Genomic DNA, 15,064 nt, shown 5'->3' on the forward strand with positions numbered 1-15,064 from the left:
GGTACGGGAAGTGCCAGGTCAGCGCGGCAGGGGGAACACACGTCCGGCGCGGGTCTGCCGGAAGGATTCGGCAGAGCACCGCGCCGGGATGTACGAGAGATCCTCACTCAGATGAAGGATCACCCATGAGCCGAATGATCCAGCCCGGGATGATCACCCGGGGGCCCACAGAGCCCCCGGGCACGGCCCCGGGGGTCAGGCGAGGGCCACCAGGTCCGCGTAGTCCGCGCCCCACAGGTCCTCGACGCCGTCCGGGAGCAGGATGATCCGCTCCGGGTCGAGCGCCTCGACGGCGCCCTCGTCGTGGGTGACGAGGACGACGGCGCCCTTGTACGTGCGCAGCGCGCCGAGGATCTCCTCGCGGCTGGCCGGGTCCAGGTTGTTCGTCGGCTCGTCGAGGAGGAGCACGTTCGCCGAGGAGACGACGAGGGTCGCGAGCGCGAGCCGGGTCTTCTCGCCGCCGGAGAGCACGCCCGCCGGCTTGTCGACGTCGTCGCCGGAGAAGAGGAAGGAGCCGAGCGTCTTGCGCACGTCGACGAGGTCGAGGTCGGGCGCCGCCGAGCGCATGTTCTCCAGGACGGTCCGCTCGGGGTCGAGCGTCTCGTGCTCCTGCGCGTAGTAGCCGAGCTTCAGGCCGTGGCCCGGGGTGACCTCGCCGGTGTCGGGCTGCTCGACGCCGCCGAGGAGGCGCAGCAGGGTCGTCTTGCCCGCGCCGTTGAGGCCGAGGATGACGACGCGCGAGCCCTTGTCGATGGCCAGGTCGACGTCGGTGAAGATCTCCAGGGAGCCGTAGGACTTGGAGAGGCCCTCGGCGGTCAGCGGGGTCTTGCCGCAGGGCGCCGGGTCCGGGAAGCGGAGCTTGGCGACCTTGTCGGAGGCGCGGACGGCCTCCAGGCCGGAGAGCAGGCGCTCGGCGCGCTTGGCCATGTTCTGCGCGGCGACGGTCTTGGTGGCCTTGGCGCGCATCTTGTCGGCCTGCGAGTTGAGCGCGGCGGCCTTCTTCTCGGCGTTCTGGCGCTCGCGCTTGCGGCGCTTCTCGTCGGCCTCGCGCTGCTGCTGGTAGAGCTTCCAGCCCATGTTGTAGACGTCGATCGTGGAGCGGTTGGCGTCCAGGTAGAAGACCTTGTTCACCACGGTCTCGACGAGGTCGACGTCGTGGGAGATGACGATGAAGCCACCGCGGTAGGTCTTCAGGTAGTCGCGCAGCCAGACGATCGAGTCGGCGTCGAGGTGGTTCGTGGGCTCGTCGAGGAGCAGGGTGTCGGCGTCCGAGAAGAGGATCCGGGCGAGCTCGACGCGGCGGCGCTGACCACCGGAGAGGGTGTGCAGCGGCTGGCCCATGACCCGGTCGGGCAGGCCGAGGGCGGCGGCGATGGTGGAGGCCTCGGCCTCGGCCGCGTACCCGCCCTTGGTCAGGAACTCGGTCTCCTGGCGCTCGTACTGCCGCATGGCCTTGTCGCGGGTGGCGCCGGAGCCGGTGGCGATGCGCTCCTCGTTCATCCGCATCTTCTTGAGGAGGGTGTCGAGGCCGCGGGCGGACAGGATGCGGTCGCGGGCCAGGACGTCGAGGTCGCCGGTGCGCGGGTCCTGCGGGAGGTAGCCGACCTCGCCGGAGCGGGCGATGGCACCGGCGGCGGGCTGGCCCTCGCCGGCGAGGCACTTGGTGAGGGTGGTCTTGCCCGCTCCGTTGCGGCCCACGAGGCCGATGCGGTCGCCCTTGGCGACGCGGAAGGAAGCGGATTCGATGAGGACTCGGGCGCCGGCGCGCAGCTCGATGCCGGAAGCGGTGATCACGGACAGACTCCAGGGCGGTGGGAAAGGGCGGAAGGACGACTGGTGGCGGGCTTCGACGCCGCTAATGCACCCAAAGGAGAATGGCCATGCGGCCAGTCTAACGGGCGTCTGCAACTGGTTTTCGGCCATGCGGGTACGGACGGCGAACTCGGGGCTTTCTCACATTCCTTCTGATGCATGGCAAAAGGGGCAGATCGCAGTAGATCGTCCGATACTCGGCGCATGGCGGCGACCACCGCCGCGACAGCGACGCGGGAGGGTGGTGGACCGTGCAGTTCGACGACGACGCCGACCTGGACACCTCGGAGGTACGGGACGTCCGCGGCAGCCGCATCCCGGGCGGCAGGGCGACCGTCGGCGGCGGCATCGTCGGTCTCATCGCCCTGGTCCTCGGCGTGCTCTTCGGGGTGGGGCCCGACCAGCTCGGGCTCTCCTCGGGCGGGGACGAGCCGGTCGCGAGCTCCTCGTCCGCGGCCCAGGTGAGCCAGAGCTGCAGGAAGGGCGCGGACGCCAACACGCGCGAGGACTGCCGGACCGTCGCCGTCGTGAACAGCGTCCAGGACTACTGGCGGGGCGAGTACGCACGCCGGGGAGGCACCTACGGGAACGCCACCACCGTGATGTTCACCGACCGGGTCGACACCGCGTGCGGCCGGGCGACCTCGGCGGTGGGCCCCTTCTACTGCCCCGGTGACCGGCAGGTCTACCTCGACCTGGGCTTCTTCGACGAGCTGCGGACCACGTTCGGGTCGAGCGGCGGGCCCTTCGCCCAGGCGTACGTCGTGGCGCACGAGTACGGCCACCACATCCAGAACCTGATGGGAACCCTGAGCCGCGCCCAGGACGGGCGGACCGGCGCGAACTCCAACGCCGTGCGGGTCGAGCTCCAGGCCGACTGCTACGCGGGGGTCTGGGCGCGGCACGCGACGACCACCCCCGACGAGAAGACGGGCCGGCTGCTGCTCACCCGGCTCACCGACCAGGACATCCGGGACGGCCTGGACGCGGCGGCCGCGGTGGGCGACGACCGGATCCAGGAGAGGTTCCAGGGCCGGGTGACGCCGGAGAACTGGACGCACGGCTCGGCCGCGCAGCGGCAGCAGTGGTTCTACGAGGGCTACCGGACCGGTGACATGGCCCGGTGCAACACCTTCCGCTGAGTTGTCGGCGCCGGCTGCCAGACTGAGATCCGGGTCACATCGAGAGGGAGTGATCGGGATGGCTGGGACACCCGACATCTGTCCGACGCTGCGGTACGAGGACGCGAAGGCGGCGATCAAGCAGCTCACGGAGGGCTTCGGCTTCGGCGAGCACGCCGTGTACGAGGGCGAGGACGGCCGTGTCATGCACGCCGAGCTCACCTGCGGGAACGGGATGGTGATGCTGGGCAGCAAGGGCAGCGGCAGCGCGTTCGACAAGCTGATGACCGGCGGCGGACCGGCCTCGGTGTACGTGCGCGTGGACGACGTCGACGAGCACCACGCGCGGGCGGTGGCGCACGGCATCGAGATCGTGATGGCCCCGGCGGACCAGGAGTACGGCTCCCGGGACTACACGGCCCGGGACGCCGAGGGCAACGTGTGGAGCTTCGGCACGTACGCCCCCGGCGCCACCTCCGGGTAGGTCCGTGCCCGGCGGGCGGGTCCCCGCCGGTGACGCGGGCCCGGCGCCGCCGGCGCCTCTCCGGTGGCTCAGGCTCCCCCGGTGTGCACCTGGAAGGCGGCCCGGCGGACCGCCTTGGCCAGGGCCGGGTCCGGGTGGGCGGCGGCCAGGGCGACCAGGACCTGCACGGTACGGGGGTGGCCGACGGCGCGGATCTCGTCGAGCAGCGCCGGGACGGTGCCCTGCACCGCGGAGTCGAGGTGCCGGACGAGCAGCTCGCTCTCGCCGTGGTCGGCCACGGCCGCCGCGGTGTCGACCCAGAGCCAGGTCGACTCCTCGCGGGTCAGCACCTCCTGGGCGTCGTCGGGGTCGGCCCCCTCGTACTCGGCGATCCACAGCAGCGCGTACGGCCGCAGCGAGGGCTCGGCGACGGTGGCCCGCACCTCGGCCTCGGCGGGCGCGCCGACGACGCGGAGCGCCTCGAAGGCGAGCCCGCGCAGGAGGGCGTCCTCGCCGCGGGCGACGGCCAGGAGCTCACCGACGGCGCTGGACAGGGTGCGGGCCGCGAGCCAGGCGCGGTACTCGTCGCGGGCCGGGCCCGGGGTGAGCCGGGCGCAGCCGCGGAGCATGTCCTCGGCGGACTGCTCGATGTTTCCCGCGGGGCTCTGCGCGGCGACGCAGATCTGCTCCAGCTTGACCCAGACCGCCCAGTTCCCCAGCGGGGTCAGGGTGGCGTGGCGCTCGTCGGTGCCGGGGTCCAGGGTGAGCGCGCCGACGGCGGCCAGGCCTTCCAGGGCCCAGTCGAGGAGGGCGGGCAGGCCATCGAGGGCGGGGGCGTCCGCGGCCTCGGGCGCCGGACCCGCCGCGGGGACCTCGCAGCGCTCCTCGCGGAGTTCCTCGACGCGCTGGCCGAGGAGGTCGAGGAGGGCGGGGACGAGGACCGGGCCCTGGGAGAGCTGGAGCAGCGAGAGCACCTGCGGGACGGCCTCGACGACCTCGGCGACGGCGCTCGGCGCGACCGCCCCGGGGGACGGGTGCACGAGGGACCAGGCGTCGAAGAGGGCGACCCAGCCGCGCAGGACGGCCGAGTCGTCGCGGTCCCAGGCGTGCAGCCGCCAGCCGGGGCGGGCGGTGTCGCCGTGCAGCTCGACGAGCCCGGCGAGCCGGGCGCGGTCCCAGCCGGCCCGGATCTGGCCGGGCGTCAGGTCCAGTGCGGCCGCGGCCCGTTCCTGGGCGGGGCCGGTGCGGGGTGCCGTGTCGGCGCCGCGCTCGACGGCGGCCCAGCGGGCGATCCGTACGGCGTCGGCGAGGACGTGCCGGGCCTGGCGGGCGAGCTCCGCGCGGGGCGGGGTGCCCTCGGGCGGCCGCGGCGCCGGCCGGGTGCGCCGGGTCGTCACCGCCCGTCGGGCGGTGGCCAGCGCCCGCGGGCGGACGAGTCGGAGTCTGGAGTTGCGCGCCAATGGTTCATCGGGCTTTCGAGACGTCACGGGGGCAGTCTTCCCGCTGACGGCCCGAAAGCCCAATCGGAATCGGACGCCCCGTCGGATCGGGCGCCGGAACGGCCTCGGAACCGCGCTCAGAGGAGGGGGGTGAGGAAGCGGCGGACGGACTCCTCGTAGCGGACCGGGTCGGCGTTCCACATGGCGGCGTGCGGGGCGTGCCGCACGGTCTGGAGGCTGACGAGGTCGGGGCGCCGGGCGGCGAGTTCGACGGAGGGCTCCCAGGGGGCGATCGTGTCGTCGGGGCCGTGGAAGAGGAGGGTGGGGACCCGCAGGGCGCCCGGCTCCGAGGCGGCCTGGAGGAGGTCCCCGTGCGGGCCGGTCCTGCCCTGGGCGGCGCGGACGGCGAGCGGGAGCAGGGGTCCGGGGACGTGGTGGGCCGCCGCGAGGTTGCGGAAGGTGGCCTCCCAGTCGAGGACCGGGGAGTCGAGGACGAGGCCGCCGATCCGGTCGCGCACGCCCGACTCGACGGCGGCGCGCAGGGCCATCGACGCGCCGGTCCCGAAGCCGTGCAGGACGACCTTCCGCGCGCCCCGGCGGACGGCGTAGCGGATGGCGGCGTCGACGTCCCGCCACTCGGACTCGCCGAGGTGGGCGAGGCCGTCCGGGGAGGCGGGCGCACCTTCGTCGCCCCGGTAGGCGGGGACGAGGACGGGGATCTTGCGCCGGTGGAAGAAGGGGACGAGGTTGAGCGGGTGCTCTCGGGTGGTGCCGAGGCCGTGCAGGGCGATCACCCAGGTGGTGCGGGGGCCCGCCACGAGCCAGCCGGGCAGGGGTCCGAGTTCGCCGGGGATCTCGACGTCCTCCTGGGCGAGCCCGAGGGCGCTGATCGGGGTGCCCCGGTGCAGCTGGGGGGTGAGCCGGACGCGGGCGCCGGGCCCGAGGACGCCGAGCTCGACCCGCTCCAGGCGGCGGACGACGGTGTCGGCGGTGTGCGGGACCCGGTCGAGTACGGGGCCGAGGACGGCGTGCAGGCCGTGGGCCTCCATCCCGTACGTGCCGGGGCGCAGCGACGCGAGGCTGCGGGTGAGGGTGATGCGTTCGGGCCCCGTGGCGTGCACGGTGAGCCGGGGGTCTCCGGGGAGTGGTCGTCCGGACGGCACCTTGAGGGCGACGTCGCTGGCGTACCGGCCGGCCGCGATCGCGGCCGCGCCGACACCTATCAGAGTGGTGACGGCCGCTGCCGTCGCTGTAGCCGGGCGCACGCTCCCAGTGTCGGCAGGGCGGGGTGGGGCTGCCACCGGACGGACCCGGACGGCCCTGGACCGGCCCCGCGCTCCCCGGGCCCGGCCCGGGGAGGGGCGAAGCGGAGGGATCGCCCGGCGGAGTGACATGGGTCTCCTCCTGGCGGTCCCCCGGCCGGATGGTTCTGTCCAGGGAGCGGAACCGGGTGACGGGGGAGGAAGCGGGGCAGGTCGTACGTGCCCCGTACGGGCCCGGATTACCCATGGTTGCCGGGTGACCGCATCGTGGACAACCGGGCACCCGGGGGCCACAAGCGGAACCTCTTGACACCGGATAGGGACACCACGCCGCCCGCCCCAGTTCATCTTCCGTTCACCCAGGTTGCTTACGTTCGACGAGCCACTGACGTCAAACGATTGCCTGGGTAAATGGAACACATCACGCTGCTGCTCGCCATTGTGGTCGTGACAGCTCTCGTGTTCGATTTCACGAACGGTTTCCACGACACCGCCAACGCGATGGCCACGACCATCTCGACCGGTGCTCTCAAGCCCAAGACGGCGGTGGCCATGTCCGCCGTGCTGAACCTCGTCGGCGCGTTCCTGTCCGTGGAGGTCGCCAAGACGATCTCCGGCGGGATCATCAACGAAGAGGGCATTCGTACAGAAGTGATCTTCGCGGCGCTCGTGGGCGCCATCCTGTGGAATCTGCTGACCTGGCTCCTCGGCCTGCCGTCCAGCTCGTCCCACGCCCTCTTCGGCGGTCTCATCGGCGCCGCGGTCATGTCGGCCGGCTGGTCCGCCGTGAACGCCCCGACCATCGTCACCAAGGTCCTCATCCCGGCCGTCGCCGCGCCCATCGTCGCCGGCCTCGCCGCGATGCTGGCCACGCGCCTGACGTACAAGATCGGCGCGAAGACCGACGAGAAGCGCACCGCCAAGGGCTACCGCGTCGGCCAGATCGCCTCCGCCGGTCTCGTCTCCCTCGCCCACGGCACCAACGACGCCCAGAAGACGATGGGCATCATCACCCTCGCCCTGGTCACGCAGGGCGTCGTCGCCCCCGGTTCGAACCCGCCCCTGTGGGTCATCGTCTCCGCCGGTGTGGCCATCGCGCTCGGCACCTACCTCGGCGGCTGGCGCATCATCCGCACCATGGGCAAGGGCCTCACCGACCTCCGGCCGCAGCAGGGCTTCGCCGCCCAGACCAGCGCCGCCACGGTCATCCTCGCCTCCTCGCACCTCGGCTTCTCCCTCTCGACCACCCAGTCCTGCTCGGGTGCCGTGATGGGTGCCGGTCTCGGCCGCAAGGGCGGTGTCGTCCGCTGGTCGACCGCGACCCGGATGTTCGTCGCCTGGGGCCTGACGCTGCCCGCCGCCGGCCTCGTCGGCGCCGGTGCCGAGTTCCTCACCAAGCAGGGCCCCTGGGGCATCGTCGCCGTCGCGGTCCTCCTGGTCTCCGGCTCGGCCGTGATCTGGTCGCTGTCCCGCCGCAAGCCGGTCGACCGGCACAACGTCACGGCCGACGACCTGGACGGCGACGCCGAGCCCGCGGGCGTCGTGACCACCGCGATCGCGGCCGTCACCCCGCCGCCGGCCGGCTCCGTCGCCGCCGTCGCGGACGAGGACCTGAAGACCACCATCCCCGCGCCGGTCCCCACGGACCCGGCCGCTCCCCCGGCCCCCGCCGCCGCGGTCTAAGGAACTGGAACCAAGCATGAAGATCGACTGGGCAGCTCTCGGCTCCGTCTTCGGAGTCAGCCTCGTGACGACCGTCGCGCTCGTGGGCCTCTTCACCCTCGGTGTCATCGGCCTCTCCAAGCAGGAGCAGGCCGCCGCCCAGGGAGGCTCCGCCGCCCTGGCCCGCACCGGCGCCTACGCCTGCTTCGCCCTGTGCCTGGCGGCCGTGGCGTACGGCATCTACCTGATCGTCGCCTGACGCGTCGAGCGTGACCGGCGGGGCGGTCCGCACCTTCGGTGTGCGGACCGCCCCGCCGTCGTGTTTGTGGTGCTTCGCACAGTGACGCGGTGCAGGTCAAGGGTGAGTTGACGGCTGTTCTCGGGCCGTGGTGGACTGCCGAGGCCATTACGGCGGCAGTAGAGGAAGTCCGGTGCGAATCCGGCGCGGTCCCGCCACTGTGACCGGATCCGAAGGGTCCGGGAGTCAGGAACTCTCGCCGCCGGTCACGTCGATCCAGGGCGCGGACCCTGAGTGAGGACACAGCGCCATGCCCGGCCGCAGCCCCGGACCCTCCAGAACCAGCCGCCTTTCCCCGGACGGATTCGCGTACGGCGCGGCCGCCGGTCTCGCCGTCGACCTGCTCGTCGGCGACCCCCGCCGCGGCCATCCCGTCGCCGCGTTCGGCCGGGCCGCGGCCCGGGTCGAGGACGCCCTGTGGCGCGACCACCGCGGGTGGGGCGCCCTGCACACCGCCGTCTGCGCCGGCGCCACCGTCGCGGCCGGCGCCCTCGCCGCCCGTGCGGTACGGGGCAGCCGTGCCGGATCCGCCGCGCTCACCGCCGCCGCCGTCTGGTCCGTCGTCGGCGGTACGACCCTGGGGCGCGAGGCCCGCGCGATCGGGGGCGCCCTCGCCGCCGGGGACCTGGAGGTCGCCCGCGAGCGGCTGCCGCACCTGTGCGGGCGCGACCCGCAGTCCCTCGACGGTCCCGCGATGGCCCGCGCGGTCGTGGAGTCCGTCGCCGAGAACACCTCCGACGCGGTCGTGGGCGCCCTCTTCTGGGGAGCGGTCGCGGGCGTGCCGGGCCTGGTCGGCTTCCGCGCCGTCAACACCCTCGACGCGATGGTCGGCCACAAGTCCCCCCGGTACCGCAGGTACGGCTGGGCCTCGGCCCGCCTCGACGACGTGGCCGGCTGGCCCGGCGCCCGGCTGACCGCGGTCCTCGCGACCGTCGCCGGCGGGAACCCGCGCGGGGCCGTACGGGCCTGGCGGGCGGACGCCGCGAAGCACCCGAGCCCCAACGCGGGCCCCGTCGAGGCCTCCTTCGCGGGCGCCCTCGGCGTGCGGCTCGGCGGGACCCTCTCGTACGCCGGACGGGTCGAGCACCGGCCCGTCCTCAACGGGGAGGGGCGGCCCGTCGAGGTCGCCGACATCGACCGCGCGGTCCGGCTCTCCCGCCGGGTCACCGGACTGACCCTGGCCGCCTGCGTGGGCGGCCGCATGATCGCGAGCGCGCTGAAGCGGAGGAACGCATGAGGGGTGGGGGGCTGCTCGTCGCCGGGACCACGTCCGACGCGGGCAAGAGCGTCGTCACGGCCGGAATCTGCCGCTGGCTGGTCCGGCAGGGCGTCAAGGTCGCGCCGTTCAAGGGCCAGAACATGTCCCTGAACTCCTTCGTCACCCGGGAGGGCGCCGAGATCGGCCGGGCCCAGGCCATGCAGGCCCAGGCCGCGCGGGTGGAGCCGACCGCCCTGATGAACCCGGTGCTGCTCAAGCCCGGCAGCGACCGCTCCAGCCAGGTCGTCCTCATGGGCAGGCCGGTCGGCGAACTGAGCGCCCGCGGCTACCACGGCGGCCGGCAGAAGGAACTCTTCGAGCCGGTCCTCGCGTGCCTGGAGGAACTCCGGGGCACGTATGACGCCGTGATCTGCGAGGGGGCGGGCAGTCCGGCCGAGATCAACCTGCGGCGCACGGACATCGTGAACATGGGCATCGCGCGGGCCGCGAAGCTGCCCGTGGTCGTCGTCGGGGACATCGACCGGGGCGGGGTCTTCGCCCAGTTCTTCGGGACGACGGCGCTGCTCTCTCCCGAGGACCAGGCGCTCGTGGCCGGATACCTGGTCAACAAGTTCCGGGGTGACGTCACGCTGCTCGAACCGGGCCTCGACATGCTGCACGGGCTCACCGGGCGCCGGACCTTCGGTGTCCTGCCGTACGCGCACGGGCTCGGCATCGACGAGGAGGACGGCCTGCGGGTCTCCCTGCGGGGCACCGTCCGCGAGTCGGTCGTCGCGCCGCCGGTCGGCGCGGACGTGCTGCGGGTCGCCGTCTGCGCCGTCCCCCTGATGTCCAACTTCACCGACGTCGACGCGCTCGCCGCCGAGCCGGGCGTGGTCGTCCGGTTCGTGGACCGGCCCGAGGAGCTCGTCGACGCCGACCTCGTCGTCGTGCCCGGCACCCGGGGAACGGTCAAGGCGCTGGCCTGGCTGCGGGAGCGGGGCCTCGCGGACGCCCTCGCCCGGCGCGCGGCCGAGGGCCGCCCCGTGCTCGGCATCTGCGGCGGCTTCCAGGCCCTGGGCGAGCGCATCGAGGACGAGGTCGAGTCGAAGGCGGGTGTGGTCGACGGTCTCGGGCTGCTGCCCGTACGGGTGCGGTTCGGCGTCGAGAAGACCCTCGCCCGGCCGGTCGGCGAGGCGCTCGGCGAGCGGGTCGAGGGATACGAGATCCACCACGGCGTCGCGGACGTACGGGGCGGGGAACCGTTCCTGGACGGCTGCCGGGTCGGCTCCGTGTGGGGCACCCACTGGCACGGCTCGCTGGAGAGCGACGGCTTCCGCCGGGCGTTCCTGCGGGAGGTCGCGGCGGCGGCGGGGCGGCGGTTCGTGCCCGCGCCCGACACGTCGTTCGGCGCGCTGCGGGAGGAGCAGCTCGACCGGCTCGGCGACCTGATCGAGGAACACGCGGACACGGACGCGCTGCTGCGGCTGATCGAGCGGGGCGCTCCGGCGGGGCTGCCGTTCGTGCCGCCGGGTGCGCCGTGAGCGCCGGAGCGCTCGGTGCGGGCCGGGGTGGAGGCCCGGGTGCGGGCCGGTGGGGATGCGCCCGGCCCGCGGCCGCGCCGGGGTCCCCACCCGCACGAGCCCTACCACGGGTCGAACACCGTGCGGGTGGCCCCTGGGGGCGGTCACCCGCCGCCGGCGGCCGTGGCTCGTCGTCCGAACGTCAGCAAACCGAAGGAGTGACCACCCGATGAGCACCCGGTATCCGTTCACCGCCGTCGTCGGCATGGACGACCTGCGGCTCGCGCTGCTGCTGAACGCCGTCAGCCCGGCCGTCGGCGGGGTGCTCGTGCGCGGTGAGAAGGGGACCGCCAAGTCCACCGCCGTCCGCGCGCTCGCCGAGCTGCTGCCGGAGGTCCCGGTGGTCGCCGGGTGCCGGTTCAGCTGCGACCCGGCCTCGCCCGACCCCGGCTGCCCCGACGGCCCGCACGGCGACGCGCCCGGCACGGCCCGCCCCGCCCGCATGGTCGAGCTGCCCGTCGGCGCCTCCGAGGACCGGCTCGTCGGCGCGCTCGACATCGAGAAGGCGCTCGCCGACGGCGTGAAGGCCTTCGAGCCGGGGCTCCTCGCCGCCGCGCACCGGGGCATCCTCTACGTCGACGAGGTCAACCTGCTGAGCGACCACCTCATCGACCACCTCCTCGACGCCGCCGCCATGGGCGCCTCCCACGTCGAGCGCGAGGGCGTCTCCGTGCGGCACGCCGCCCGCTTCCTGCTCGTCGGGACCATGAACCCCGAGGAGGGCGAGCTGCGGCCGCAGCTGCTCGACCGGTTCGGCCTCACCGTGGAGGTCGCCGCCTCCCGGGACCCCGAGCAGCGGGTCGAGGTCGTCCGGCGCCGGCTCTCCTTCGAGGACGACCCGGCCGCCTTCGCCGCGCGCTGGACCGGCGAGGAGACCGCCCTGCGCGAACGGATCGTCGCCGCCCGGACGCTGCTGCCGCAGGTGGCCCTCGGCGACGCCGTACTGCTCCAGATCGCCGCGACCTGCGCCGCGTTCGAGGTGGACGGCATGCGCGCCGACATCGTGATGGCCCGTACGGCGACCGCGCTCGCCGCCTGGGCCGGGCGGACCGAGGTCACCTCCGAGGACGTGCGCCAGGCCGCGCTCCTGGCCCTCCCCCACCGGCGGCGCCGCTCGCCCTTCGACGCGCCCGGCCTCGACGAGGACAAGCTCGACGAGACCCTGGAGCAGTTCAGGGGCGACGCGCCCGACGACGACCCCGAGCCGGACGGGCCCGGGGACGGCGGCCCGGACGGCGGCGGGGGCGGCGGCGGGGGCGGCGGCGTCCCCCCGCAGGGCGAGGGCCCCGACGGCCCGGCCCCCGAGTCCGCCGAGGCCCCGGAGAGCGCGCCCGCGCCCGCCCCGCAGGGCCCGGGCGCCGGTGAGCGGGCCGCCGTCAAGGCCGGCGAGCCCTTCCGTACGAAGGTGCTGAGCGTGCCCGGACTCGGCGAGGGCGCGGCCGGCCGCCGCTCCCGGGCCCGCACCGAGCACGGCCGTACCACCGGCTCCACCCGGCCCCGGGGTGCGCTCACCAAGCTGCACCTGGCCGCGACCGTCCAGGCCGCCGCCCCGCACCAGCGGGCCCGCGGCCGGTCCGGGCCGGGTCTGGTGGTCCGCCGGGACGACCTGCGGCAGGCGACCCGGGAGGGGCGCGAGGGGAACCTGGTGCTGTTCGCCGTGGACGCCTCCGGCTCCATGGCGGCGCGGCAGCGGATGAGCGCCGTGAAGGGCGCCGTGCTCTCGCTGCTGCTCGACGCCTACCAGCGGCGCGACAAGGTCGGTCTCGTCACCTTCCGGGGCCGGGACGCGGAGGTCGCGCTGCCGCCGACCTCGTCCGTGGACGCGGCCGCCGCCCGGCTCGAGAAGCTGCCGACCGGAGGCCGTACTCCGCTCTCCGCCGGGCTGCTCAAGGCCCATGACGTGCTGCGGGTCGAACGGCTGCGGGACCCCTCGCGCCGCCCGCTGCTCGTCGTCGTGACCGACGGGCGGGCGACCGGCGGCGGCGCCGACCCGGTGGCGCTCGCGGCCCGCGCGGCGCGGCTGCACGCCGCCGAGGGCACGGCGTCGGTGGTCGTGGACTGCGAGACCGGGCCGGTGCGGCTCGGTCTAGCCGGGACGCTGGCGCGCGAACTCGGCGGCACCGCCGTCACCTTGGACGAGCTGCGCGCCGACTCGATCGCCGGCCTCGTCAGGGACGTACAGGCAGCAGGACAGACAACGCAGACAGCATGGAGGGCCGCTTAATGCCGCAGGGACAGCCGACCGTCGTGCCCGACGACGGTCTCACCACCCGTCAGCGCCGCAACAGGGCACTGGTGATGGTGCACACCGGTGTCGGCAAGGGGAAGTCGACCGCCGCGTTCGGCATGGCGCTGCGCGCCTGGAACCAGGGCTGGCCGATCGGGGTGTTCCAGTTCGTCAAGTCCGCCAAGTGGAAGGTCGGCGAGGAGAACGCCCTCAAGGCGCTCGGCGAGACCGGCAAGGGCGGCACGGTCACCTGGAACAAGATGGGCGAGGGCTGGTCCTGGATCCAACGCGAGGTCGCCGAGGGCGAGCAGTCCCACGAGGAGAAGGCCCGCGAGGGCTGGGAGCAGGTCAAGCGGGACCTCGCCGAGGAGCGGTACAAGTTCTACGTCCTCGACGAGTTCGCCTACCTGCTCCACTGGGGCTGGATCGACGTCAAGGAGGTCGTCGAGGTGCTGCGCGACCGTCCCGGGCAGCAGCACGTCGTCATCACCGGCCGCAACGCGCCGCAGGAGCTCGTCGACTTCGCCGATCTCGTCACCGACATGTCCAAGGTCAAGCACCCGATGGACGCCGGTCAGAAGGGCCAGCGGGGCATCGAGTGGTAGCACGTCTCGTCATCGCCGCGCCGTCGTCCGGCGCGGGCAAGACCACGGTCGCGACCGGCCTGATGGCCGCGTTCGCCGGCCGTGGTCTGGCCGTCTCCCCGCACAAGGTCGGCCCCGACTACATCGACCCCGGCTACCACGCGCTCGCGACCGGCCGTCCGGGCCGCAACCTCGACGCCTACATGTGCGGTACGGGGCTGATCGCGCCGCTCTTCCTGCACGGGGCTCGCGGCTGCGACCTGGCCGTGGTCGAGGGGGTCATGGGCCTGTACGACGGGGCCGCCAACCAGGGCGAGCTGGCGTCCACCGCGCAGGTGGCGAAGCTGCTCAAGGCGCCGGTGGTGCTCGTCGTCGACGCGTCCTCGCAGTCGCGGTCGGTGGCGGCGCTGGTGCACGGCTTCGCGTCCTGGGACCCGGAGGTGCGGATCGGGGGCGTGATCCTCAACAAGGTCGCGACGGACCGCCACGAGCACCTGCTGCGGGAGGCGCTCGGGGAGTCGGGGGTGCCGGTGCTGGGGGTGCTCCGGCGGGCCCCCGCCGTGGCGACGCCGTCGCGGCATCTCGGGCTCGTGCCGGTGGCCGAGCGGCAGGCCGCCGCGGTCGCCGCGGTGGCGGCGCAGGCGGAGCAGGTTCTCGCCGGGTGCGACATGGAGGCGCTGCTGGCGCTGGCGCGGTCGGCGCCGCCGCTGAACGCCGAGCCTTGGGAGGCCGACCGGTCGTGGGCAGGCGTTCCGCAGGGCGGAACGGGTGGGCACGACCCGACCACCGGGCCGCGGGCGGCGCACAAGCCCGGCCGAAGGCCGGTCATCGCCGTCGCCGGCGGGGCGGCGTTCACCTTCTCGTACGCCGAGCACACCGAGCTGCTGCGCGCCGCAGGGGCCGAGGTCGTCACGTTCGACCCGCTCCGGGACGAGCGACTCCCCGAGGGGACGAGCGGGCTCGTCATAGGCGGTGGCTTCCCCGAGATGTACGGGGCCGAGCTGTCCGCCAACGCCCCTCTCCGCAAGGCCGTGGCCGAGCTCGCCGCCTCGGGCGCGCCGGTCGCCGCCGAGTGTGCCGGGCTGCTGTACCTGGCGCGGTCGCTCGACGGCACGCCCATGTGCGGGGTGCTCGACGCCGACGCGCGGATGTCGGAGCGGCTCACGCTGGGGTACCGGGACGCCGTCGCCGTGAACGACAGCGTCCTCGCGCCGGCCGGGGCGCGGCTGCGGGGCCACGAGTTCCACCGCACGGTGATCGAGCCGGGCGCCGGGGCGCTGGCGGCCTGGGGGCTGCGGCAGCCGGAGCGGCGCGTGGAGGGCTTCGTGCAGGGCGGGGTGCACGCCAGCTACGTGCACACCCACTGGGCGGGGTCCCCGGAGGTCGCCGCGCGGTTCGTGGAGCACTGCGCGTGA

12 protein-coding genes and 1 riboswitch are annotated in these 15,064 nt (G+C 74.2%); of the genes, 9 read left to right on the forward strand and 3 right to left on the reverse strand.

Features of this window, described 5'->3' with window-relative positions:
• Window positions 1–195: 195 nt before the first annotated feature.
• Window positions 196–1,794 (reverse strand): ABC-F family ATP-binding cassette domain-containing protein, encoded by a 1,599-nt coding sequence (locus tag ACN9MM_RS09675; protein ID WP_426363235.1) that lies wholly within the window; start codon window positions 1,792–1,794, stop codon window positions 196–198.
• Between the two features lie 269 nt (window positions 1,795–2,063).
• Between ACN9MM_RS09675 and ypfJ the strand changes: the two genes are divergently transcribed.
• Both ypfJ and ACN9MM_RS09685 read left to right on the forward strand, forming a co-directional pair.
• Entirely contained in the window at window positions 2,064–2,954 is an 891-nt protein-coding gene (ypfJ, locus tag ACN9MM_RS09680; protein WP_426363236.1) for a KPN_02809 family neutral zinc metallopeptidase, read from the forward strand.
• Window positions 2,955–3,012: 58 nt separating this feature from the next.
• Window positions 3,013–3,417 carry a VOC family protein gene (locus ACN9MM_RS09685; protein ID WP_426363237.1) on the forward strand — a complete coding sequence of 135 codons (405 nt, stop codon included), beginning with the start codon at window positions 3,013–3,015 and terminating at the stop codon, window positions 3,415–3,417.
• 68 nt (window positions 3,418–3,485) lie between these two features.
• On the opposite strand, the gene ACN9MM_RS09690 is transcribed toward ACN9MM_RS09685, so the two are convergent.
• Window positions 3,486–4,883 carry a hypothetical protein gene (locus ACN9MM_RS09690; protein ID WP_426363238.1) on the reverse strand — a complete coding sequence of 466 codons (1,398 nt, stop codon included), beginning with the start codon at window positions 4,881–4,883 and terminating at the stop codon, window positions 3,486–3,488.
• 89 nt (window positions 4,884–4,972) lie between these two features.
• Window positions 4,973–6,100: an alpha/beta hydrolase gene (locus ACN9MM_RS09695; RefSeq protein ID WP_426363239.1), complete on the reverse strand. Its 1,128-nt coding sequence runs from the start codon at window positions 6,098–6,100 to the stop codon at window positions 4,973–4,975.
• A gap of 408 nt (window positions 6,101–6,508) precedes the next feature.
• Here ACN9MM_RS09695 and ACN9MM_RS09700 point away from each other — a divergent pair, with 408 nt between their 5' ends.
• The 7 genes from ACN9MM_RS09700 to ACN9MM_RS09730 all read left to right on the forward strand — a co-directional run bounded on the left by ACN9MM_RS09700 (window position 6,509) and on the right by ACN9MM_RS09730 (window position 15,064).
• Window positions 6,509–7,780: an anion permease gene (locus tag ACN9MM_RS09700; RefSeq protein ID WP_426363240.1), complete on the forward strand. Its 1,272-nt coding sequence runs from the start codon at window positions 6,509–6,511 to the stop codon at window positions 7,778–7,780.
• A 16-nt stretch (window positions 7,781–7,796) separates the two neighbouring features.
• A complete protein-coding gene (locus tag ACN9MM_RS09705; RefSeq protein WP_369143536.1) occupies window positions 7,797–8,018 on the forward strand; it encodes a hypothetical protein in 222 nt (73 codons plus the stop codon).
• 114 nt (window positions 8,019–8,132) lie between these two features.
• Window positions 8,133–8,272: riboswitch (cobalamin riboswitch) on the forward strand.
• A 35-nt stretch (window positions 8,273–8,307) separates the two neighbouring features.
• Window positions 8,308–9,294 (forward strand): cobalamin biosynthesis protein, encoded by a 987-nt coding sequence (locus ACN9MM_RS09710; protein ID WP_426363241.1) that lies wholly within the window; start codon window positions 8,308–8,310, stop codon window positions 9,292–9,294.
• The gene (locus ACN9MM_RS09715; protein WP_426363242.1) at window positions 9,291–10,799 is read left to right on the forward strand and encodes a cobyric acid synthase; all 1,509 of its coding nucleotides are present in this window, start codon (window positions 9,291–9,293) and stop codon (window positions 10,797–10,799) included. The genes ACN9MM_RS09710 and ACN9MM_RS09715 overlap by 4 nt, the downstream gene beginning before the upstream one ends.
• A 208-nt stretch (window positions 10,800–11,007) precedes the next feature.
• Window positions 11,008–13,062 (forward strand): putative cobaltochelatase, encoded by a 2,055-nt coding sequence (locus ACN9MM_RS09720; RefSeq protein WP_426363243.1) that lies wholly within the window; start codon window positions 11,008–11,010, stop codon window positions 13,060–13,062.
• Entirely contained in the window at window positions 13,062–13,670 is a 609-nt protein-coding gene (gene cobO / locus ACN9MM_RS09725; RefSeq protein ID WP_392153313.1) for a cob(I)yrinic acid a,c-diamide adenosyltransferase, read from the forward strand. The genes ACN9MM_RS09720 and cobO overlap by 1 nt, the downstream gene beginning before the upstream one ends.
• Entirely contained in the window at window positions 13,664–15,064 is a 1,401-nt protein-coding gene (locus ACN9MM_RS09730; protein ID WP_426363244.1) for a cobyrinate a,c-diamide synthase, read from the forward strand. The genes cobO and ACN9MM_RS09730 overlap by 7 nt, the downstream gene beginning before the upstream one ends.

The sequence above is a fragment of the Streptomyces sp. E-08 genome (genome assembly GCF_049913095.1).
Lineage (GTDB): Bacteria > Actinomycetota > Actinomycetes > Streptomycetales > Streptomycetaceae > Streptomyces.

Bases quoted from the DNA above. Each gene is read 5' to 3' on its own strand.
- ACN9MM_RS09710 (WP_426363241.1), top strand. From the start codon at position 8,308: ATGCCCGGCCGCAGCCCCGGACCCTCCAGAACCAGCCGCCTTTCCCCG.
- ACN9MM_RS09685 (WP_426363237.1), top strand. From the start codon at position 3,013: ATGGCTGGGACACCCGACATCTGTCCGACGCTGCGGTACGAGGACGCG.
- ACN9MM_RS09700 (WP_426363240.1), top strand. From the start codon at position 6,509: ATGGAACACATCACGCTGCTGCTCGCCATTGTGGTCGTGACAGCTCTC.
- ACN9MM_RS09705 (WP_369143536.1), top strand. From the start codon at position 7,797: ATGAAGATCGACTGGGCAGCTCTCGGCTCCGTCTTCGGAGTCAGCCTC.
- ACN9MM_RS09715 (WP_426363242.1), top strand. From the start codon at position 9,291: ATGAGGGGTGGGGGGCTGCTCGTCGCCGGGACCACGTCCGACGCGGGC.
- ACN9MM_RS09720 (WP_426363243.1), top strand. From the start codon at position 11,008: ATGAGCACCCGGTATCCGTTCACCGCCGTCGTCGGCATGGACGACCTG.
- cobO (WP_392153313.1), top strand. From the start codon at position 13,062: ATGCCGCAGGGACAGCCGACCGTCGTGCCCGACGACGGTCTCACCACC.